Here is a 21369-nt window from a genome sequence, read left to right on the forward strand (position 1 = left end):
CTACTTCTGCAGCACCGACAGGTCCTGGTCCGCCTCCGGCACCGCCACCATGCCCCGGTCGTCCGGGAGCGCCTGGATGGTGAAGCCCGGCACTCCGTCGGCGTTGGCCGCCAAGGTGCGGGCGCCGTAGACCGGGCCTCCTGAGACATGCTCGACCGTGAGGGCGTACGTGCCCTTGAGGCCGGTCGGGGTCGGGGCTTCCACGTTCTCGGTGGTGCCCGCCTTGAGGGTGAACGTCTTCGAGACGGCCTCACCGCCCTTGCTGCCCGCTGAGGCCGTGACCTTGACGGTGGCCGCCCGGGTCGGGGCGGTCAGCGAGAGCGTGGTGCCTTTGGCCCTGTTGTCGGCGACCGTCGCGCGCGTGCCGACCGGACGCGTGGCCGGGATGAACGCCGTCTCCTGGTCGTCGCCCTTGCCGCGGACGACCCGCAGGGCGGCGACCACCGGCACGGATGCGTCGGTGGGGGTCAGGACCAGCGAACCGGCCTCCCCGCGTGTGACGTCGCCGAGGTCGGCGGAGGTGGTCATGCCCGCCTTCACGTGCAGCGTCTCGTTCCCGGCGGGGGTGATCAGGCCGGAGGGGGACGCGAGCTGCACCTTCAGGTCGGCGTCGGAGTCGCTGGGCGTGAAGGCGACCAGGCGCACGGCGGTGGCGTCCTTCGGGATACCGGGCAGCACCAGGCTGCCGGACGGATCCGTCGACGCGGCCAGCCAGTCGCCGCCGAGCTTGTCGTCCAGCGCCTGCACGGCCGCGCCCACGCGTCCGCTGCGGACGTTCACATGGACGGTGAGGTTCTCCTGCTTCTCCTCGGTGAGTGTGGACAGCAGGATCGGGTCGCTGGAGTGCGGCGCGACGGTGATGCCCTCCCCGAGCGTGGAGTCCAGGGCGCCGTCCTTGCCGTAGAGCTCGATGTCGACGACGGCGGCGGAGTCGTCTGGGTTGGTCAGATGGACGTAGTCGGTGCGGTCTGCGGCCGTGCTCGCGCCCGGGAACCAGAACTCGGTGTCGGGGGCGGAGCAGTTGACGCCCTGCAGCCCGCGTCCTGAGCCCGCGGCGACCTCCGTGGTCTCCTGGACGGTCCAGCCGGGCGCGAACTTCCCCTCGGCTGTGCCGACGAGGGCCGACGCGTCACCGCCGGAGGTCTCCCCGGTGGCGGGCTTGCCGGGCTCCTCGGGTTCGAGGACCGGCTTGCCGGCCTTCTTGCTCTTGCCCGCGCTCTTGCCGTCCGACTGTGCGGCGGCCGCCTGGAGTTCGGCCTTGCCGCCGCTGTCCGCGTCCTTGGTGACGGGCGTGAAGGACGTGTACGACGTCTCCGCGATGTCGGAGGTGCTGGGCGCCGGGCACAGCAGGCTGGTGCGCTCCACCGGCAGCTCGGCGGCTGTCCTGGCGGTGCCGGCGGCCTGCGGTGAGCTGAGCGTGGCGAACCCGGTGACGGCGGCGAGCGCGGCGGTGCCGGCGATGAGGGACACGGTGGTGCGGTTCACTGCTGACTCCCGTCGGGGCGCTCACTGCCGGTGGCGTCCGGGTGCTGCTGCGCCGGGTCGTACGCGGGGTCGTAGCCCTGGTCGTACTGCTGCTCGTACTGGCCGCCGTACGTCTGGTCGTACGGCGCCTGCTGGTTCTGGCCGCCGTAGGCGTACGGGTCGTACTGGCCGCCCTGGTAGGGGTCCGCCTGGTACGGCTGCTGGTCGTAGCCGCCCGTCGGGTACTGCTGGGCGGTGCCCTGGTACTGCTCGCCGCCGTAGGCGCCGTACTCGGCGTTCGCGTAGGTCGGGGCGTCCCAGTCGCCGTAGGACTGCTGCTGCGGGACCGCGGCGGGGGCCTCCTGCGGAGGAGGGGGGACGTCGTCGGGGCGCGCGGCCTCCTCGGCCTGGGCGCGCAGACGGCGGGCGCGGCGGCCCTCGCCCGCCACGGCCTGGGCGGGGATCGACGGCTCCTCGGGGAGGTCGTCGTCGACGTCGCGGCGGCGGCCGGGCAGGGCCATGACCACGAGGACGACGGCGAGGAAGCCCTGGATCCACAGCCACAGGGTGTGGGTGAAGGGGTCGTCGAAGGTGACGTCCAGCTTGCCGCCGGAGGCGGGCAGTTCGAAGCCCTGCGCCCAGCCGTCGACGGTGGTGCGGGTCAGCGGCCTGCCGTCCAGGGTCGCGGTCCAGCCCTCGTCGGCGGTGTCGGCGAGGCGCAGGATCCTGCCGTCGGCGCCGGACGGGACCGTGGTGTGGATGTCCACGGGGCCCGCGGCCACCGGCTGCGCGGTACCGGATCCGGACTTGGTGACGACGGTGGCGCGCGCGACCTCCTGGTCGACCCGCCACAGTCCGCTGCCGTCCTGCTGGCTGAGCCGGGTCAGGCCGGGCGTGGCGTCCAGCACGCGTGTGACCTCGCGGGGCGCGCCCTTGTGGACGAGGACGTAGCGCACGGCGAAGCCGCCGAGCTGGTTCGCCTGGTCGGCGCCGGAGCCGGCGACGAGGTTGGCGACGACCTTGTCCAGGTTGTCGTTCTCACCGTCGGCCGCGGCGAGTTCGGCGTCACCGAGGCGGGCGCCGGAACCGCGCACCAGCATGTAGCCGACGTGCGCCGCGGAGTCGCTGTCGAGGACGAGGGTGCGGGCCTGGTCGCGGGTGCCGCTCTCCTCGGCGACGAACGCGGGCACCTGGACGGGGTCGCGGCGCTCCAGCGGTCCGTCGGCGCCGCCGATCATCCAGCCCGCGGCGACGAGCAGCGGGCCCGCGGCGGAGGCGAAGGCGATCAGGGCGGCGACCGGCTGGCGCCAGCCGAAGCTCTGCTCGGCCACGCGTGCGCGTGCCCCGTCGGCGCCGAGCACGGCGGCGGCCAGCAGGGCGAGGCCGTAGACGAGGGTGGCGGGGCCCGCCCAGGTCGAGTCGTTGGACAGGACCGCGAAGACGAGGCCCACCAGGGCCACCGCCCAGGCCGTCCAGATGCCGAACTGACGCTCGGTGCGCAGCAGGGCGGCCAGGGCGGCCAGGACCACGCCGATGAGCATCAGCCCGTCGACCGTGCCGGGGCCGCCGGGGCTCGCGCCGAGCAGGTCGAGGGCGGAGGCGGCCGAGGAGCCGTACTCGAGGCCCGCCTGCTCGAAGAAGCCGAACGGGAGCAGCGTCAGCGACCAAGGGGCCAGGACCAGCAGGGGGGTGCCGAACTGGGCCAGGAAGCGGAGGCCGTACGCGGTGATGTCGGTGCGGCGCACGACCAGCAGGCCGATGCCGAGGAGCAGCGCGATCGGCCAGATGATCGGCGTGAACGCGGTGGTGATCGTGAGCAGGAGCGCGAACGCCCAGGTGGCACGCCAACTGCCGCGCGTCCCCGTGGTGTTCGTCAGGCCGCCGGCCGCGACACCCGCGCGCGCGATGAGCGGCAGCAGGACGGCGAGGACGGCGGTGCCGACGCGGCCGCCGGCGAGAGCGCCGGTGGCCGCGGGCAGGAAGGCGTAGACGACGGCCGCCCATGCGCGCAGGAGGCGGGACTCGACGAGCGGGCGGGAGGCGAAGTAGGCCGTGAAGCCGGCCAGCGGCACCGAGCAGACCAGCAGGACCGTCAGTGCGAGACCGGTCGAGCCGAACAGTACGGAGGACAGCGCGGCGATGATTGCCAGATACGGCGGCGCGGACGGGGTGCCGCCGGCGCCCACCGCGTGCCACGCGTCCGCGTAACGCGACCACAGCTCGCTCGCGTCGGCCGGGGCGGGCAGCAGGGCGCCGCCCGCGAGCGCGCCGCCGCCCAGAAGGTTGCGGCAGGCGACCAGGGCGACGAGCAGCAGCGCCAGGAAGAGCACCGGTCCCGGCTTGCGGGCGACGCGCTTGAGGCGGGCGAACTGCTCGATCTCCAGGAAGTCCGCGTCGTCGCCGCCGGGCCCGGACTCGATGCCGCCGCCATGGCGTCCGGCCGCGGAGGCCTCGGCGTCGGAGCCGCCGAACAAGTTGCCCGCGACCTGTTCCACGGTGGCCCGGACGGTCGCGCCGGGCGGCGGGAACAGTTGCCTGAGTTCGTCCTTGTCGACGACGGGCGTGCCCCGCTTGCTCCGCCCGGCGATGATCCGCTCGGGCCGCAGCAGGGTGCCCAGGAGGCCGCGGATCTCGTCGAGGGCCTGTCCGGGGACCTTGCCGACGAGGTAGGCGACGGTCCGCAGCAGGGTGCCCAGGACCAGGCGCACGAGCACCCAGGGCAGCGCGGCCGTACGCGTGTTGACGAGCAGGGTGTAGGCGGCTCCGGCCTTGTCGACCTTGTGCGGGGACGCGGTGGTGCGGCCCGCGCAGTCGACGGTGCGGCGCTCCCGGGAGGCCGCCTCGGCGTGGCGTACGACGGCTTCGGGAGCGATGAGGACGCGGTGGCCGGCGGACTGGGCGCGCCAGCACAGGTCGACGTCGTCCCGCATGAGGGGCAGGCGCCGGTCGAAGCCACCGAGCTGCTCGAACAGGTCGCGGCGGATCAGCATGCCCGCGGTGGACACGGACAGCACGGACCGGACGTGGTCGTGCTGGCCCTGGTCCTGTTCGCGGCGGTCCAGGCCCGTCCAGCGGCGGCCGGAGTGGGCGATGGAGACGCCGACCTCCAAGAGCTGCCGCTTGTCGTACCAGCCGCGGAGCTTGGGGCCCACGACGGCGACGTCGTCCCGGCCGAGCTCCAGTTCGTTCTCCACGACGCGCAGCAGCTGGGCCAGGGCGTCGGGCTCGGGGGCGCAGTCGTCGTGCAGCAGCCAGAGCCACTGGACCGGCTCGCCGTGCGGCAGCTCCGGCAGGTCGTAGGCGTCGTCGCGCCACGTGCGCGTGACCGGGTCCCAGCCGCTGGGCCGCTTCAGATACGGCAGCTCGTCCGGGGTCAGGACGGGAGCGGTGCGGGCAGCCTCCTCGACGGCCTGGCCGAAGCCGGTGCGCCGGGCGAGGTGCAGGACCCGGTCGGCTCCGAGGGCCTCGGTGACCAGCTGCGCGGAGTCGTCCGCGCTGCCGGTGTCGGCGGCCATGGCGAACTGCACGGGGCGCTCCTGGCCGAGCAGCCCGGCGAGCGCGTCGGGCAGCCAGCGGGCGCCGTCGTGGGAGACGAGCACCGCGGTCACCACATGACGCGGGAACTCAGGAGTGGCAGCGTGATCTTGGGCTGCCGTGTGGCTGTGCACGGACATCGAGGTACGGGCCCCGGTTCGGTGGACTGCGGTGGGCGCCTGTGCCCTGAGGGGGCGGCGAGGCGTCTCGGACGAGCGCCCACACTATCGGCTGGGCAAGACGGCGGCCCGCCGCCTGTGGATAACCCACGTGCGACGGGCCGTTCGGTTGCGTGCGAAAAGTGCGGCGAAGCGTGCCTCGCGTCAGACGGCGGCCTTCTTCAGCCTGCGGCGTTCGCGTTCCGACAGGCCGCCCCAGATACCGAAGCGCTCGTCGTTGGCGAGGGCGTATTCGAGGCACTCGGAGCGGACCTCGCAGGAGAGGCAGACCTTCTTGGCCTCGCGGGTGGAGCCGCCCTTCTCCGGGAAGAAGGACTCGGGGTCGGTCTGGGCGCACAGCGCGCGCTCCTGCCAGCCGAGTTCCTCGTCCGCGTCGTCGACCAGCAGTTGCTGCACCGTCTCGGTCATGTGCGCCCCTCGTCTGTCTTTCGCGTCCCCGTGTGACGGCCGTTACCGATTTCGGCTGAACGACACGAGTGAAATTACAAGTGTGCTGCTCCGGGCGAGTCAAGCCGAGATCTGCTATTGAGCCCCTTATTCACTCTGCGGAACCAAGGCCTTGCAGAAAGTGTTCAAATCGGCATAAACCTTGACAAGCAGACGAGACCCGAGAGGGCTGCCGAGCCGTGCCGGCCCTTTCGGACCTGTACGGGGAAGGACGCCCATCAGTTCGAACTCGTTCCGTGTGCGCCCGTGGAAGTCGTGCGAAGACGTGGCCCGTGCGCCCGGTTGTGCGCCATGTGTCCCGGTAGACGCGTGAACAAACCTTTCATCACGGAGATGGACCGGATGAGGTGAAACATGTCCCACTTCCGGGGTGTCGAGTTGACAGTGAACGTGTGACCCGGTGTCCTTGTGGGCATGCTCGCGAACTTGGCATTCACCTCGACCCGCACGGCCGGGTCCCACGGTGCTGCCCGCGCTCGCTGTAGCTGTTGTTGCTGTTCCAGCTGTTGAGCCCAACGCGCTCCGGCTGCTCCTGAGTCCACCGTGACTCGGCTGCTTGTTCCCCGCCCGCACCTGGGCATTCCTGTCTTCCCGTGACCCGGGCGGACGGTACGCGACACCCAGCCAGCCCCCACACTCTTCGCCGAGGACCCATCGCACCCCATGAACAGCGACAACGACCTCCAGATCGCCGGCGACCTCCTCGAGGTCCCGCACCTCCTCCAGGCCCCCCGCGAGCACCCGGCCACCGTCGCGGACTTCGTCGGTATGGCACGCTCCATCGCCGCCGACCGCTCGCAGTGGGCGCACCTCGTCCAGTACGACGCGACGAGCCGCTGGTACCACCGGCTGCGCACCGGGCCCGGCTACGAGGTGTGGCTGCTGTCCTGGGTCCCCGGTCAGGGCAGCGGGCTGCACGACCACGGCCGCTCCTCCGGGGTCCTCACCGTCCTGGAGGGCACGCTGACCGAGCGCACCGAGCGGGGCACGCGCGCGCTGAGGGCGGGGGCACAGCGGGTGTTCGCGCCGGGGTACGTGCACGAGGTCGTCAACGACGCGCTGGAGCCGGCGGTGAGTCTGCACGTCTACTACCCGGGGCTGACCGAGATGCCGATGTACACCGCCTGCACCGCCCGCGAGTCCCACGGCGAGGTCGACGTCGTAACCGCATGACGCGTTGTCCTACCCGCCTGTAAGACTTGCTCCCATGCGCATTGTGGTTCTGGCAGGCGGCATCGGCGGTGCCCGGTTCCTGCGCGGTCTCAAGCAGGCCGCGCAGGACGCGGACATCACGGTCATCGGTAACACCGGGGACGACATCCACCTCTTCGGGCTGAAAGTCTGCCCGGATCTCGACACGGTGATGTACACGCTCGGCGGCGGTATCAACGAGGAGCAGGGCTGGGGGCGGGCCGACGAGACCTTCCATCTCAAGGAGGAGCTCGCGGCGTACGGCGTCGGACCCGAGTGGTTCGGGCTCGGGGACCGGGACTTCGCCACGCACATCGTGCGGACGCAGATGATCGGTGCCGGGTATCCGCTGAGCGCGGTGACCGAGGCGCTGTGCGACCGGTGGAAGCCGGGGGTGCGGCTGATCCCGATGACCGACGACCGGGTCGAGACGCATGTGGCCGTGGAGGTCGACGGCGAGCGCAAGGCCGTTCACTTCCAGGAGTACTGGGTGCGGCTGCGGGCGTCCGTTCCGGCCCACGCGGTCGTGCCGGTGGGTGCGGAGCAGGCCAAGCCGGCGCCGGGGGTGCTGGAGGCGATCGCGGAGGCGGACGTCGTGCTGTTCCCGCCGTCCAACCCGGTGGTGTCCGTCGGCACGATCCTCGCCGTGCCCGGCATCCGCGAGGCGATCGCCGAGGCCGGAGTGCCGGTGGTGGGCCTGTCCCCCATCGTCGGGGACGCGCCCGTGCGCGGCATGGCCGACAAGGTGCTGGCGGCGGTCGGCGTCGAGTCCACGGCCGCGGCGGTCGCCGAGCACTACGGCTCGGGGCTGCTGGACGGCTGGCTCGTCGACACCGTGGACGCCGGAGCGGTCGAGCGGATCGAGTCGGCCGGCATCCGCTGCCGGGCCGTACCCCTGATGATGACCGACCTGGACGCGACCACGCGGATGGCCCAGGAGGCGCTGGAGCTGGCGGAGGAGGTGGGCGGAGCTTGAGCGGCGAGGTGGCGGGTGAGGCACGGGGCTCTGCGGAAGCACCGGGAGCGGTGGCCGGGAGCCGGGGCGGCGCGCATGCTGCCGACGGCGAGTCGATGCACGACGGCGCTGCCGCGAGCGGCGGGCCCGGGGGTGCGGGGGGCGCGGTGACCGGGTCCGGTCGGGGGTCGGTGGGCAGCACGGCGGATGGATCCGGTCACGGGACGGTGGGCAGCACGGCGGGTGGGTCCGGTCAGGGAATGGCGGGCGGACCGGTGAAACCGTCCGGCCAGGGAACGGCAGACAGCACCGCCACCCCGTCCGGACACGAGACAGCAGACGGCATGGCGCACCCGCCCGGTCACGGGACGGCGGGCAGCACGACGAACCCGTCCGGCCACGGAACAGCAGGCGGAACGGCAAGCAGTACGGCGAAGCCGCCCGGCCACGAGTCCGTGAAGGGCATGGCGGGGGGCGGTTTCCGTGTGTGGGCCGTCTCCGGGATGCCCGAGGTCGCGCGGGGGGACGACCTCGCCAAGTTGATCGCCGCCGCCGAGCCGGGGCTCGTCGACGGGGACGTGCTGCTCGTCACCTCGAAGATCGTGTCCAAGGCGGAGGGGCGGGTCGTCGAGGCGAGCGACCGGGAGGCCGCGATCGATGCCGAGACCGTACGGGTCGTGGCGCGGCGCGGGGCGCTCAGGATCGTCGAGAACCGGCAGGGACTCGTGATGGCCGCCGCCGGGGTCGACGCCTCCAACACCCCTTCGGGGACCGTGCTGTTGCTGCCCGAGGACCCCGACGCGTCGGCGCGGACGATCCGGGACGGGCTGCGGGACTCCCTCGGGGTCGACGTCGGGGTCGTCGTCACCGACACCTTCGGGCGGCCCTGGCGCGCCGGGCTGACCGATGTCGCGATCGGCGCCGCCGGGGTGCGGGTGCTGGACGATCTGCGGGGCGGCACGGACGCGTACGGCAATCCGCTCAGCGCGACCGTCGTGGCGACGGCCGACGAACTGGCCGCCGCCGGTGATCTCGTCAAGGGCAAGGCCGCAGGTCTGCCCGTCGCCGTCGTACGCGGGCTGGCGCACGTCGTGGCCGAGGAGCACGGGGAGGGGGCGCGGGCCATGGTGCGTCACGCGCGCGACGACATGTTCCGGCTGGGCACCTCGGAGGCCGTCCGGGAGGCGGTCACCCAGCGCCGTACCGTACGGGCCTTCACGGACGAGCCCGTCGACCCCGGAGCCGTACGACGGGCCGTCGCCGCGGCCGTCACCGCGCCGGCGCCGCATCACACGACGCCGTGGCGGTTCGTGCTGCTGGAGTCCGAGGCCTCGCGGACCGGGCTGCTGGACGCCATGCGGGACGCCTGGATCGACGATCTGCGGCGGGACGGGAAGTCCGAGGAGTCGATAGCCAAGCGGGTGCGGCGCGGGGACGTGCTGCGGAACGCGCCGTATCTCGTCGTGCCCTGTCTGGTGATGGACGGATCGCACACCTACGGCGATGTGCGGCGGGACGCGGCCGAGCGGGAGATGTTCGTCGTCGCCGCGGGGGCCGGGGTGCAGAACTTCCTCGTCGCGCTGGCCGGGGAGCGACTGGGGTCGGCGTGGGTGTCGTCCACCATGTTCTGCCGCGAGGTGGTGCGGGAGGTGCTGGGGCTGCCGGAGGACTGGGATCCGATGGGGGCCGTCGCGGTGGGGCATCCGGCGGAGGAGCCCCGGCCCCGGCCGGACCGGGATGCGGGGAGTTTCATCGAGGTGCGGTGATGTGCGCCGGTTCGGTCGGGGTGCGGTGGTGGGCCTCGGCTTGCACTTAGTCTCGTAGGGCTTCTTCCGGTTCCTCTCGTACCCCGGGTCCCGGTCCCTCTCGTACCTCAGGACTTCACTCGTGGCAGGACGTTTCGCTCCCCGGCCCACGCGTACGACCGTGCGCGGCGGGGAGGTTGTCGTGCCCGCCGCGCGGCGGGAGGCGCCGCGAGTGAAGGCCCCGCTGGTGCGGAAGTGGGCGCCGGGGTGGCCCGTCGATCTCGGGCTGGTGCTCGGGGCGCTCAGGCGGGGGCCCGGCGACCCCACGTTCCGGGCGCTTCCGGACGGGTCCGTGTGGCGGGCCAGTCGTACGCCTGTCGGTCCCGGGACCCTGCGGGTCTGCGTGTACGGCGGTGAGGTGCGCGGCGAGGCGTGGGGGCCCGGCGGTGAGTGGCTGCTCTCGCGGTTGCCGGAGCTGCTCGGGGCCGCGGACGATCCTTCTGTCTTCGTGCCCCGGCATCGGGTGGTGGCTCATTCCTGGCATCGGCGGCCGGGGCTGCGGCTGACGCGGACCGGGCTGGTGCTGGAGTCGTTGATTCCTTCCGTGCTGGAGCAGAAGGTCACCACGGATGAGGCGTACCGGGCGTGGCGGTTGCTGGTGCGGAAGTTCGGGGAGCCGGCGCCGGGGCCTGCGGCGGGTGGGCGGTTGTGGGTGATGCCGTCGCCCCGGACGTGGGCGTTGATTCCGTCGTGGGAGTGGCATCGGGCCGGGGTGGACAACAAGCGGGCCTCGACGATTCTGCGGGCCGTGCGGGTGGCCGCGCGGCTGGAGGAGGCGGTGGGGATGTCTCCGGCGGCCGCGCAGGCTCGGTTGGAGGTGGTGCCGGGGGTGGGGCCGTGGACGTCCGCGGAGGTGGTGCAGCGCAGTCATGGGGCGGCGGACGCGGTGACCGTGGGGGATCTGCATCTGCCGGGGATCGTGGGGTTCGCGCTGGCGGGGGATCGTGATGCGGATGATGCGGCGATGTTGTCGCTGCTGGAGCCGTATGCGGGGCAGCGGCATCGGGCGGCTCGGTTGATCCTGTTGAGTGGGCGGGTTCCGGGGCGGCGGGCGCCGCGGATGACTCGGGGGGATATCGGGCGGTTGTGACGGTGCGGCGGGTGGGGTTGGCGTCGCGGTTTTCGCCCCCGCCGCCCCTACCCGTCCTTCCCCCAGAGGGAGCACCCCCACCAGGGGCTGCCGCCCCTTCGACCCCGCCCAGGGGGCTCCGCCCCCTGCACCCCCGCCCCCGTCGGCCCTGAACGGGCCTCGTCCTCAAACGCCGGACAGGCTGAAAGAAGCCGACAGACAGCCCCGGCCGGAACCTCTCCTCACTGGTCCGATGAGAAGCGAACCGCTCCCGCCGGGATCTTCGCGTCGCACCAGACGCGCGCGCCGTGGCGCAGTTCGTTGTCGGCGCCGATGATCGCGCCGTCGCCGATGACCGTGCCGGTGAGGATGGAGCGTTCGCCCACGCGGGCCCTCGTGCCGATCAGGGAGTCGGTGATGACGGCACCGGGTTCGACCACCGCGCCCGGAAGGATCGTCGAGCCGGAGACCCTGGCGCCTTCCGCGATGTACGCGCCTTCGCCGACCACCGTGCCGTCGGTCAGTTTCGCGTCCGGGGCGACCCTGGCCGTGGGGAGTATCAGGCGGTCGCCGCAGCGGCCGGGGATCGCGGGGGACGGGGCCCGGCCCAGGACCAGGTCGGCCGAGCCGCGGACGAAGGCGGCGGGGGTGCCGAGGTCCAGCCAGTACGTCGAGTCGACCATGCCCTGGAGGTGGGCTCCGGCCGACAGGAGTTCGGGGAAGGTCTCGCGTTCCACCGAGACCGGGCGGCCTTGCGGGATCGCGTCGATGACCGAACGGCGGAAGACGTACGCCCCCGCGTTGATCTGGTCGGTGACGATCTCCTCCGGGGTCTGGGGCTTCTCCAGGAACGCCAGGACCCTGCCCGTCTCGTCCGTGGGGACCAGTCCGTAGGCCCGCGGGTCCGTCACCTTCGTGAGATGCAGGGAGACGTCCGCGCCCGTTGTCTCGTGCGTGCGCACCAGCGCCCTGATGTCCAGACCCGTCAGGATGTCGCCGTTGAAGACCAGGACCGGCTCGTCGGGGGCGGAGTGCAGACGGGCGGCCACGTTGCGGATCGCGCCGCCCGTGCCGAGGGGCTCCACCTCGGTGACGTACTCGAGGTGAAGCCCCAGGGACGAGCCGTCGCCGAAGTGCGGTTCGAAGACCTCCGCGAGGTAGCTCGTGGCGAGGACGATGTGGTCGACGCCCGCGGCTCTCGCTCTGGCCAGCTGGTGCGTGAGGAAGGGGACACCGGCCGCGCGGACCATGGGCTTCGGGGTGTGCACCGTGAGGGGTCGCAGTCTCGTGCCCTTGCCGCCGACCAGGAGGATCGCTTCTGTCACCTGTTGTCTCCGCTTCCTGCCGGGACCGGCCCGAACTGTCTTTCGACCGGCCAGTGTATGCAGACCGTTGTGCGGCACCTTCGGCGGCCGTGCGGCATTCGCGCCTGCCCCCCGACGGCGGTGAAACGGGTGGTACGAACTCTCCCCGGTCCTCAGCGACCGTCAACGACCTTGGAGACGGGCGGCTGTCGTGCGGGTGGAGCCGAGTTTGCGGTAGAGCTGCCGTCCGGGGCACTCCGTGGCGAAGCCGTCCCGGTGGCCGGAGATCACGTTCAGTCGTACCTTCTTACCCTTCGGATAGCGGTTGCCACCGCCCGACTTCAGATACGTCTTCCCCCTCGGGTTTGCGCCGTACAGGCCGAGCTTCCACGCGGCGAGCCGAGCGACGGCGTTCGTCACGGCGGCGGGCGGCTTCTTGGAGCCGTAGCTGCCGACGACGGCGATCCCCATGCTGTTGGTGTTGAACCCGAGGGTGTGAGCGCCGAGGACCGCCCTCGCGACGCCGCCCGCCCGGCCCTCGTAGATGTTTCCGCACTTGTCGACGAGGAAGTTGTAGCCGATGTCACGCCAGCCCATGCTCTTGACGTGGTAGCGGTAGATACCGCGAATGAGCGAGGACACCTGCGTACAGCGGTACCCGTTGCCGGACGCGGTGTGGTGCACGAAGGCCGCCTTGACCTTCTTCGTGTAGACGAACCTCCGCTCGCGCAGCCCCTCGTCGGCGCCCCAGCCGCGCCGGGTGACGATGCGCGGGCGCGCTCCGATGTACGGCTTCGTCCGCTGCCGCTCCGTCAACTCCCCCGCGCGCAGGGCGAACAGCTCCTGTTCGGTCTGCTGCCGGTCCAGCGCCGGGATCTCGATGGCGCCGGGAGCGGCCAGACCGGCGTTGGCGGCGGACGCGTCCATCTCGGTGGCGTCTTCGGGCGGTTCCGCGGCAGGGGCGGACGTGTCCATCGTGGCGGGATCCTCGGCCGGTTCGGGGGTGGGGGCCGAGCGCGCGACGGCGCGGTGGGGGCCGTCTGCCGCCGCGGCTTCCTGCCGGGTGGACGACGGTGCGCTCTCCCCCGGGTCCACCAGTTCCACACGCAGCCCCGCCGGGAGAGGAGCGGCCGTGGTCACCGTACGGGAGCCGCGGGCCATGTCCTCGGCCCTGCGGTCGGCTTCGGCCCGGACCCTCACCTCCACGCCGTCCGAGTCGCCCACCCACAGCGGTGCAGTGGCGCCGTGGACGCGGCCGGAGATGCGCTCGGCCGCGCCGGGGTCGGCGGTGTCGTCGTTGTGGGCCTCCAGGTCCTGCCAGCCGGACCAGGTGTCGGTGCCGGCCGCACGGGTGCGGATCTGGACGCGGCCGTGCAGCTCGGTGTCCGGGTCGTCCCAGATCACTCCTGCGAGGGAGAAGTGCCGAACGTCCCGGCGGGGCAGGCCCTGTTCGTCGGCCGGGGCGAGGGTGACGTCACGGGAGGCGAGGGGCGCGAGGGGCAGCGACTGGGTGCTGCCGGGGGCTTCCGCGCCCGACGCCGGTCTCACGGCCGCCGGGGACACCGGTCTCGCCGCGATCGCGGGCGAGGTGAGGGACAGGGCGAGGGCGGTCGCACAGGTGACGCCGACCGAGGAAGCAAGTAGTCCACGCATGCTCCCGATCCTGGACATAGTCATATAAATCTGTCCATCGGGAAACTGACGGACCGTCGGGTCCTGTTGCGCCGAACCGGTGGCCCCGCTCGGGGGCGCCGGGCCACGTGCCCGCGTACGCTTCTGCGGATGAACGCCACCGATCGCACCCCTGCCGACCTGCTGCGTTCCGCGCTCGCCGCGGATCCCGGACGCCCCCTGGTGACCTTCTACGACGACGCCACGGGTGAACGTGTCGAATTGTCCGTGGCCACCTTCGCCAATTGGGTGGCCAAGACCTCGAACCTCCTCCAGGGCGACCTCGCCGCGGCGCCCGGTGACCGGGTGACGCTGCTGCTGCCCGCGCACTGGCAGACGGCGGTCTGGTTGCTGGCCTGCGCGTCGGTGGGGGTGGTCGCGGATGTCGGCGGAGATCCGGCCGCGGCCGACGTGGTCGTGAGCGGGCCGGACACGCTGGAGACGGCGCGGGCGTGTTCCGGGGAGCGGGTCGCGCTGGCCCTGCGGCCGCTGGGCGGGCGCTTTCCGCAGCCGCCGGACGGCTTCGTGGACTATGCCGTGGAGGTGCCGGGCCAGGGGGACCGGTTTGTTCCGTTCGCTCCGGTGGACCCTGATGAACCCGCGTTGATCGTGGCGGGGCGGGAGTTCAGCGCGGCGGAGGTCGTCGAGCGGGCTCGGGCCGAGGGGACGGGGGATCGCGTGTTGTCGGGACTGCCGTACGACACGTGGGACGGGTTGAACGCCGGGCTGTACGGGGCGCTCGCCACCGGGGGGTCCGTGGTGCTGTGCCGTCATCTGGAGCGGTTGGACGAGGAGGGGCTCGCCAAGCGGATCGAGAGTGAGCGGGTCACGGCCGTTCGTCGCTGACCGGGCGGTCGCACGCCGGGGGCGGTCACCCGAGTGGAGCAGTACCGGCCGCCCTCGGGAACCGGTCCGCGTCATGGTCGTAGGTACAGATCCGTACGCCATGAGGGGTGGGCCGACTCGTGATGGACAGCGCTCGCACCCTCGGACCCGGCCTCGGGGCGTCGGCCGGTGGTGAAGGGCTCATACGCCGCCGGCGGCGGCGGTGGCTGCGCGGTGCCGGGCTCGCCGTCGCCGTGGCCGTGGCCGCCACCGCCGGTGCCGCATGGGCCCTCTACGCCAAGCTCGACGGGAACATCACCCCGGACGACGCGGCCGCAGCCGAGCTCGCCCGGTACGAGAAGGAGCGGCCCACCTCGCTCGTCAAGGACGCGCAGAACATTCTGCTGATCGGGTCCGACTCACGGTCGGGGGACGAGAACGCGCGGTACGGGCGGGACTCGGGGACCGAGCGGTCGGACACCACGATCCTGTTGCATCTGTCCGCGGGACGGCGCACCGCGACGGCCGTGTCGCTGCCGCGGGACCTGATGGTGGAGGTGCCGGCCTGTCTGGGGTCGGACGGGACCCGTGGTGAGCCCGCGTTCACGATGTTCAACAGCGCCTTCCAGAAGGGCGGTTCGGCCTGCACGATCCGAACCGTCGAGAAACTCACGAACATTCGCGTGGACCATCACATGGTCGTCGACTTCCACGGGTTCAAGGACATGGTGGACGCCGTCGACGGAGTGACGGTCTGCCTCGACGAACCGATCAACGACAAGGCGGCCAAGCTGCGGCTTCCGGCGGGGCGGGTGACGCTGAACGGCGAGGAGGCGCTCGGCTATGTGCGGGCCCGCAAGTCCCTCGGCGACGGCAGCGACACCGAGCGGATGGACCGTCAGCAGAGTTTTCTCGGGGCGCTCGTGCACAAGGTGCAGAGCAATGACGTACTGCTGAATCCGGTGAAGCTCTATCCCGTGCTGGACGCGGCGACTTCCTCACTCACCACCGATCCCGGTCTGGCGAGTCTGCGCGGGCTCTACGAACTCGTGCGCGGCTTGCGGCACATCCCTACGGAGCGTGTGCAATTCCTTACCGTGCCGCGGGAGCCGTACGTCGGCGACGCCAATCGTGATCAACTCGCGGAACCCGAGGCCCGGCGGCTTTTCGAACGGTTGCGCAAGGATGCGCCGGTGAAGGTGACAGAGAAAGCCCCGAAGTTTTCAGAACATTCTCAGAGCGAAGAACCCTATGGAGAATCTGAGAACGAGAGCGGGGCGCCCACCTTCCGGGGCAACACGGCCGCCCAGGACAGCTGCGGGTAAAGCGTTTCCCAAGGCGGTGAACCGGTGTCCGGGCAAATGGGCGGATTGCCCGGTTGTAGGGGCGTGGAATTTGTCACCGTCGTAACCTGTCGGCGAATCGGACGGCTAGTGTGAGCGCTCCGGTGCATCCGGCCGACGGAGGATTCAGCAACCGTGGACGCACAAGGCCGTGGGCAGGCGGGCGACATCGACCCCGCAGACCAGTGGGTACTCAACCCGCACACCGGTGAATACGAACTGCGACTGACCCCTTCCGCACCGCAGTCGGGTATTCCCGGTCCCCGTAGAGCCGCGCCCTCCCCGAACAGGGCGGGCGCACCCGCCGGTCGTACGGCCAGTCCTGTGGCGCCGGGCCGTACGGTGCCGCCTCCGCGCAGGCGGGGCGCACCGCCCGAGGAGCCGCTGCCGGGGCGCCGTGGGCGCCGGCCGGTCAAGAAGAAGTCGACGGCGAAGAAGGCCCTGCTGTGGACCGGCGGCACCATGGCGTTCGTGCTGGTCGCGGCGGCGGGCGGCGGCTATCTCTACATCCGGCACCTGAACGGCAACATCACCTCCGTCTCCGACGACGGCGCGAGCACCGGTGGCTTCCAGACCGACAAGGCGATCAACATCCTGCTGATCGGCACCGACAAGCGCACCGGCGCGGGCAACGGGAGCTACGGCGACAAGGACAGCGTGGGGCACGCGGACACCACGATCCTGCTGCACGTCTCGAAGGACCGTACGAACGCGACCGCGCTGAGCATCCCGCGCGACCTGATCGTGGACGTCCCCGACTGCGAGACCACGCAGTCGGACGGCACCACCAAGGTCATCCCGGGCACGGACGACGTCCGCTTCAACACGAGCCTGGGCCAGGACGAACGCACCGCCAGCTGCACCGTGCGGACCGTCACCGAGCTCACCGGCATCCAGGCCGACAACTTCATGGTGGCCGACTTCAACGCGGTCAAGACGCTGACCACGGCGGTCGGCGGGGTCGAGGTCTGTCTGGCCAAGGACATCGACGACGAGGACTCGAAGCTCAAGCTGTCGAAGGGCACGCACACCATCTCGGGCGAGCAGGCTCTCGCGTTCGTGCGGACCCGGCACTCCGTCGGCTTCGGCGGTGACCTGAGCCGGATCGGGCTGCAGCAGCAGTTCCTGAGCGCGCTGATGCGCAAGCTGAAGTCGAACGACACGCTCACCAACCCGGCGAAGATGATCAAGCTGGCGGAGGCGGGCACCAAGGCGCTGACCGTCGACTCCAACCTCGACAGCATCGGCAAGCTGAAGGACCTCGGTCTGGAGCTGGGCAAGCTGAACGTGAAGAACCTGACGTTCACCACCGTGCCGGTCGTCGACAACCCGACGGAGAAGGTCAAGGCGACGGTCGTGCTCAACAACGCGACGGCTCCCACCGTCTTCGACATGATCAAGAACGACGTGTCCTTCACCGAGGTGAAGAAGAAGGCGAGCGCGTCCAAGAGCGCCGAGGCGGCCGAGGAGGCGGCCCGGCTCAAGGGCACCAAGTCGGCCGCGTCCGAGGTACGGGTGCGCATCCTCAACGGCGGTGCGGTGGCGGGCGGCGCGCAGGCCGAGCTGGAGTACCTGCAGAACGAAGAGGGCGTACTGAAGTCGGAGAACGCGGGCAACGCGGACGCGGCGCTCAGCAAGACCACGCTGGAGTACGCCCCCGACCAGGCCGACCAGGCACGCAGGCTCGCGGCCATCCTGGGCCTGTCCGGGGCCCAGCTGAAGCCCGGCAAGAGCGTCACCAACTCCCAGGGCCTGCCCACCATGACGCTCACCCTCGGCAAGGACTTCAAGGGCGCCGGGGTGTCCTTCACCACGGCGACGAAGGCACCCGAGGGGGTGCAGCAGTCCACGGCCGACAAGGTCGAGTGCGCCAAGTGAGGTGACCTAAGAGGCCTGCCGTGCGTCTAACAAGTCGTACGGCAGGTCTTTTCGTTCGTTCCGCGTGAGGGTGGGGAGACAGGGGATGGGGCACAGCAGTGTGCACGAGGAGGGGGCGCGGCCGGATGTACGGCCGGCCGCGGCGCCTGGTCCGGACAGACCCGGGCGGCACGGGCGGCGACGGGCCAGGGCCCAGCGCAAGCACCGGGTGCTCAGATGGTCGGCGACCACGCTCGCCGTGCTGATACTTGGCAGCGCCGGCGCGGGATACCTCTACTACCAGCATCTGAACGGCAACATCCGCAAGGGAGAGCGCAGCAGCGGCGACTCCAAGGCGCGAAAGGCCGAGGCCAACGCGGCCGGGCAGACGCCGTTGAACATCCTGCTGATCGGCTCGGACAGCCGTAACTCCGACGAGAACGTGAAGCTCGGCGGCAGCAGGGACAACCGCGGCAACCCGCCGCTGGGCGATGTGCAGATGCTCATCCACCTGTCCGCCGACCGCAAGAGCGCCGCGATGGTGACCATCCCGCGCGACACCCGGGTCGACATCCCCAAGTGCACGGACCCGGACACCGGGAAGACGTACCCGCCGACCACCGAGATCATCAACTACTCCCTGGCGCGCGGCGGCGCCGGATGCACGCTCGCCACCTGGCAGAACCTCACCGGGGTCTACATCGACCACTGGATGACGATCGACTTCTCGGGCGTGGTGAGGATGGCGGACGCCATCGGCGGTGTCTCCGTCTGTGTGAAGCAGAACGTGTGGGACCACCCGACTGCCCGGGTGCCCGGCGGCTCCGGGCTGAAGATGACGGCGGGCAGGCACAAGGTCCAGGGCAAGGAGGCCCTGCAGTGGCTGCGCACCCGGCACGCCTGGGGCAGCGACCTGATGCGGGCCAGGGCTCAGCACATGTATCTGAACTCGATGATCCGGACGCTGAAGGGGCAGAACGTCTTCACCGACACCCCGCGGCTGATGGGCCTCGCCGAGGCGGCCACGAAGTCCCTCAAGGTGTCCGAGGAGATCGGCTCGGTCAAGGAGCTCTACGACCTGGGCATGCAGCTCAAGTCGGTGCCGCCGGACCGCATCACCTCGGTGACGATGCCGAACGTCCAGGACCCGAAGAACAAGGAACACGTCGTACCCGACGGCGCGAACGCCGACAAGCTCTGGGAGATGCTCCGCGACGACGTGTCCCTCGACAAGAAGGGCAAGGCCTCGAAGGGGAAGAAGACCGTCGCGGCCACCAAAACGCCTTCCGCGCCGGACGACGAGATCGGCGTCCTCGTGCAGAACGCGACGGCGACCTCCACCCTCGCCCCGGTGGGCGGACGCGCCGGCACGATCGCCGAGGAGCTCGTGCAGAAAGGTTTCTCGCAGGCGTCCAAGGACGCGACGGCGGGCCTCTCCGAGGACCGCACGGTCGTGCGCTACCCGAGCGCCGACCTGGAGGGCGACGCCCAGCGCGTCGCCAAGTCCCTGGGAATCCCCATGAGTTCGGTGAAGAAGTCGACCGAGGTCTCCGGGGTCACCCTCGTCGTGGGCGCCGACTGGCGTACCGGGACGGCGTATCCGAAGCAGTCCGAGGCCAAGGCCGGTGACCTGCCGGGCAACTCGGACGCCATCAACGGCTCGGACACCGGTCAGTGCATGGACGTGTACTCGGTCTACCAGTGGTAGGCGAACCGGACGGCCGGGGGCCGAACGGAGGGGGCCGGGCGTACGTACATACTTACAGAATCGGCGCAGGAACAACTCACGTCGCTCAAGGCCCAACCGGGCGGATAGTGTGAGCGATCCAGCGATCGCCGCGTGGCCCTGACGGAGGATTCGGACAACCGTGGACGCACAAGGCCGTGGGCGGGCGGACGACGTCGACCCCGCAGACCAGTGGGTGCTCAATCCGACCACCGGTGAATACGAACTGCGACTGAGTCCTTCCGCACCGCAGTCGGGCATTCCCGGTGCGCGTAGAGCCGCGGCCGCGCCCTCGCCGAGCAGGATGGGTGCACCCGCCGGTCGTACGACCACCCCCGTGGCCCCCGGCCGGGACGTACCGCCGCCGCGCAGGCGCCGGAGCGCACCGCCCGAGGAGCCGCTGCCGGGGCGGCGCGGACGGCGGCCGGTCAAGCAGAAGTCGAAGGCGAAGAAGGCCCTGCTGTGGACCGGCGGCACGATGGCGTTCGTCCTGGTCGCCGGTGCCACGACGGGCTACTTCTACCTCAAGCACCTCGAGGGCAACGTCGGCACGACCGACGTCGGCGACGCGGCCGCGAGCAGCTTCAGCAAGGACGAGGCCTTCAACATCCTCATCATCGGCACCGACAAGCGCACCGGTGAGGGCAACGAGGGCTACGGCGACGCGGGCAGCGTGGGCCACGCCGACACCAACATCCTGCTGCACGTCGCCAAGGACCGGACGAACGCGACCGCGCTCAGCATCCCGCGCGACCTGATCGTCGACATACCGGACTGCCGGACCAAGCAGGAGGACGGCACCGAGACGGTCGTCGCGGGACAGGAGGACGTCCGCTTCAACCGGAGCCTCGGTGAGAGCGGCCGGGACGCGGGCTGCACGATGCGCACGGTCGAGACGGCCACCGGCATCAAGCCCGACCACTTCGTGATGGCCGACTTCAACGCGGTGAAGACCCTCACCACGGCGGTGGACGGGGTCGAGGTCTGTGTGGAGAAGGCCGTCGACGACGAGAAGTCGAAGCTCGTCCTGCCCGCGGGCAAGTCGAAGGTGGAGGGCGAGCGGGCCCTCGCCTTCGTGCGCACCCGGCACGCCTTCGGCAACGAGGGAGACCTGGACCGGATCAAGGTGCAGCAGCAGTTCCTGGGATCGCTGATGCGCAAGATGACCTCCGGCGACACCCTCACCAGCCCCACCAAGCTGCTGAAGCTGGCGGAGGCCGCGACCAACGCGCTGACCGTGGACAAGGCGATCGGCAAGGTCGGCACGCTCAAGGACATCGCCCTGGAGCTGAAGAAGGTGCCGACGAAGAACATCAGCTTCATGACGATCCCGGTCAAGGACAATCCCGCCGAGACGGTCAAGGCCACGGTGGTCGTCGAAGAGACGCAAGCCCCCGCCATTTTCGACGCGATCAAGAACGACGTCTCCTTCACCGAGGTCAAGAAGCAGGAGAAGAAGGAGAAGGCGGAGGTCGCGGCCCGGCTCAAGGGCACCAAGTCCGCCGCGTCCGACGTGCGTGTGCGCATCCTCAACGGCGGTGCGGCGGGGGGCAGCGCGCAGCAGCAGCTCTCTTACCTCCAGACCGAGGAAGGTGTGACCAAGTCCGAGAACGCGGGCAACGCCGAGGCGGCGCTGGCGAAGACGACCCTGGAGTACGCCCCCGACCAGGCCGACCAGGCGCGCAGGCTGGCGGACATCATGGGGCTTTCCGGCTCGGCGATGAAGCCGGGCAAGAGCGTCACCAACGCGCAGGGCCTGCCGACCATGACCCTCACCCTGGGCAAGGACTTCAAGGGCGCGGGCGTGAAGCTCAACTCCTCCACGGCGGCCGCACCGGGCGTGGACAAGTCCACGGCGGACAAGGCGCAGTGCGCGAGTTGAGGTCCCCCGGGGCAGGACCCAGGTCTCACACAGCTTCGTAGGGCAACCTCACGGGCCCGTCGTATGTCTAAGACGTGCGGCGGGCCCGACGCATGGCGTGCGGGTCCGGTGGGGTGG

The 21369-nt window shown here is 71.0% G+C and carries 14 protein-coding genes; 9 read left to right on the forward strand and 5 right to left on the reverse strand.

Annotation, left to right across the window (positions count from 1 at the left end; genetic code table 11):
- The 3 genes from AQJ46_RS16850 to AQJ46_RS16860 all read right to left on the reverse strand — a co-directional run bounded on the left by AQJ46_RS16850 (position 1) and on the right by AQJ46_RS16860 (position 5585).
- On the reverse strand, positions 1–1485 hold the full coding sequence (locus tag AQJ46_RS16850; RefSeq protein ID WP_059206376.1) for a DUF5719 family protein: 1485 nt from the start codon (positions 1483–1485) through the stop codon (positions 1–3).
- Complete coding sequence (locus AQJ46_RS16855) at positions 1482–5138, reverse strand: glycosyltransferase family 2 protein (RefSeq protein WP_079072307.1); 3657 nt, start codon at positions 5136–5138, stop codon at positions 1482–1484. The genes AQJ46_RS16850 and AQJ46_RS16855 overlap by 4 nt, the downstream gene beginning before the upstream one ends.
- Positions 5139–5321: 183 nt before the next feature.
- Complete coding sequence (locus AQJ46_RS16860; protein WP_020137941.1) at positions 5322–5585, reverse strand: WhiB family transcriptional regulator; 264 nt, start codon at positions 5583–5585, stop codon at positions 5322–5324.
- A gap of 702 nt (positions 5586–6287) precedes the next feature.
- Between AQJ46_RS16860 and AQJ46_RS16865 the strand changes: the two genes are divergently transcribed.
- The 4 genes from AQJ46_RS16865 to AQJ46_RS16880 all read left to right on the forward strand — a co-directional run bounded on the left by AQJ46_RS16865 (position 6288) and on the right by AQJ46_RS16880 (position 10665).
- On the forward strand, positions 6288–6797 hold the full coding sequence (locus AQJ46_RS16865; protein WP_059206378.1) for a cysteine dioxygenase: 510 nt from the start codon (positions 6288–6290) through the stop codon (positions 6795–6797).
- 34 nt (positions 6798–6831) lie between these two features.
- Positions 6832–7791: a 2-phospho-L-lactate transferase gene (gene cofD / locus AQJ46_RS16870; RefSeq protein ID WP_059206379.1), complete on the forward strand. Its 960-nt coding sequence runs from the start codon at positions 6832–6834 to the stop codon at positions 7789–7791.
- A 443-nt stretch (positions 7792–8234) separates the two neighbouring features.
- Positions 8235–9536 carry a coenzyme F420-0:L-glutamate ligase gene (locus tag AQJ46_RS16875; RefSeq protein ID WP_059206380.1) on the forward strand — a complete coding sequence of 434 codons (1302 nt, stop codon included), beginning with the start codon at positions 8235–8237 and terminating at the stop codon, positions 9534–9536.
- Positions 9537–9657: 121 nt separating this feature from the next.
- Positions 9658–10665, forward strand: coding sequence for a DNA-3-methyladenine glycosylase family protein (locus AQJ46_RS16880; protein WP_059206381.1), 1008 nt, complete (start codon positions 9658–9660; stop codon positions 10663–10665).
- Positions 10666–10886: 221 nt separating this feature from the next.
- On the opposite strand, the gene manB is transcribed toward AQJ46_RS16880, so the two are convergent.
- The gene (gene manB, locus AQJ46_RS16885; protein ID WP_059206382.1) at positions 10887–11969 is read right to left on the reverse strand and encodes a mannose-1-phosphate guanylyltransferase; all 1083 of its coding nucleotides are present in this window, start codon (positions 11967–11969) and stop codon (positions 10887–10889) included.
- A 162-nt stretch (positions 11970–12131) separates the two neighbouring features.
- Positions 12132–13601, reverse strand: coding sequence for an N-acetylmuramoyl-L-alanine amidase (locus AQJ46_RS16890; RefSeq protein ID WP_063803816.1), 1470 nt, complete (start codon positions 13599–13601; stop codon positions 12132–12134).
- Between the two features lie 129 nt (positions 13602–13730).
- Here AQJ46_RS16890 and AQJ46_RS16895 point away from each other — a divergent pair, with 129 nt between their 5' ends.
- The 5 genes from AQJ46_RS16895 (at position 13731) to AQJ46_RS16915 (ending at position 21252) form a co-directional block, all read left to right on the forward strand.
- Positions 13731–14465, forward strand: a complete 735-nt coding sequence (locus tag AQJ46_RS16895; RefSeq protein WP_059206384.1) for a TIGR03089 family protein — start codon at positions 13731–13733, stop codon at positions 14463–14465.
- A gap of 122 nt (positions 14466–14587) precedes the next feature.
- On the forward strand, positions 14588–15769 hold the full coding sequence (locus tag AQJ46_RS16900; RefSeq protein ID WP_059206385.1) for an LCP family protein: 1182 nt from the start codon (positions 14588–14590) through the stop codon (positions 15767–15769).
- Between the two features lie 153 nt (positions 15770–15922).
- Positions 15923–17665, forward strand: coding sequence for an LCP family protein (locus AQJ46_RS16905; protein WP_059206386.1), 1743 nt, complete (start codon positions 15923–15925; stop codon positions 17663–17665).
- 85 nt (positions 17666–17750) lie between these two features.
- Positions 17751–19352, forward strand: coding sequence for an LCP family protein (locus tag AQJ46_RS16910; protein WP_079072309.1), 1602 nt, complete (start codon positions 17751–17753; stop codon positions 19350–19352).
- A gap of 160 nt (positions 19353–19512) precedes the next feature.
- On the forward strand, positions 19513–21252 hold the full coding sequence (locus AQJ46_RS16915; RefSeq protein WP_079072310.1) for an LCP family protein: 1740 nt from the start codon (positions 19513–19515) through the stop codon (positions 21250–21252).
- Positions 21253–21369 lie beyond the last annotated feature (117 nt).

This window comes from Streptomyces canus (assembly GCF_001514145.1).
Taxonomy (GTDB): domain Bacteria; phylum Actinomycetota; class Actinomycetes; order Streptomycetales; family Streptomycetaceae; genus Streptomyces; species Streptomyces canus.

Coding starts and splice junctions, on each gene's coding strand:
- AQJ46_RS16855 (WP_079072307.1), bottom strand. CDS start 5,138: ATGTCCGTGCACAGCCACACGGCAGCCCAAGATCACGCTGCCACTCCT.
- AQJ46_RS16860 (WP_020137941.1), bottom strand. CDS start 5,585: ATGACCGAGACGGTGCAGCAACTGCTGGTCGACGACGCGGACGAGGAA.
- AQJ46_RS16865 (WP_059206378.1), top strand. CDS start 6,288: ATGAACAGCGACAACGACCTCCAGATCGCCGGCGACCTCCTCGAGGTC.
- cofD (WP_059206379.1), top strand. CDS start 6,832: ATGCGCATTGTGGTTCTGGCAGGCGGCATCGGCGGTGCCCGGTTCCTG.
- AQJ46_RS16875 (WP_059206380.1), top strand. CDS start 8,235: ATGGCGGGGGGCGGTTTCCGTGTGTGGGCCGTCTCCGGGATGCCCGAG.
- AQJ46_RS16890 (WP_063803816.1), bottom strand. CDS start 13,601: ATGCGTGGACTACTTGCTTCCTCGGTCGGCGTCACCTGTGCGACCGCC.
- AQJ46_RS16895 (WP_059206384.1), top strand. CDS start 13,731: ATGAACGCCACCGATCGCACCCCTGCCGACCTGCTGCGTTCCGCGCTC.
- AQJ46_RS16900 (WP_059206385.1), top strand. CDS start 14,588: ATGGACAGCGCTCGCACCCTCGGACCCGGCCTCGGGGCGTCGGCCGGT.
- AQJ46_RS16910 (WP_079072309.1), top strand. CDS start 17,751: ATGGGGCACAGCAGTGTGCACGAGGAGGGGGCGCGGCCGGATGTACGG.